The organism is Intestinimonas butyriciproducens, from assembly GCF_016901775.1.
GTDB lineage: Bacteria > Bacillota > Clostridia > Oscillospirales > Butyricicoccaceae > Pseudobutyricicoccus.
This window is the reverse complement of record NZ_JACJKW010000060.1, coordinates 1-267: the sequence shown is the minus strand read 5'-3', so window position 1 is coordinate 267 and position 267 is coordinate 1. Positions and strand designations below refer to the sequence as shown.

1 protein-coding gene is annotated in these 267 nt (G+C 50.2%); it reads right to left on the bottom strand.

The window, feature by feature from the left end; translation table 11 throughout:
- A partial coding sequence (locus H6A25_RS12580) for a hypothetical protein (protein WP_204752458.1) occupies nt 1-267 on the bottom strand: 267 nt, incomplete at both ends.

The window sequence follows — 267 nt, the reverse complement described above, 5'->3', positions numbered from 1 at the left end:
CGCCTTTGGCGCACACTGGCCCCTTGAGAGGTGCAAAAAGCCACGCACAGGTCGCAGCTTTTTGCAGATTGATTAAGATTAAAATCAGAAACCCGAAGGCAACAAAAAAGCCCGCGCTCTCTTCGCAAAAGTGACAAGTCCACTTTTGCGAGTTTTCACAAGGGGCTGCGTGCACGCCTTTGGCGCACACTGGCCCCTTGAGAGGTGCAAAAAGCCACGCACAGGTCGCAGCTTTTTGCAGATTGATTAAGATTAAAATCAGAAACC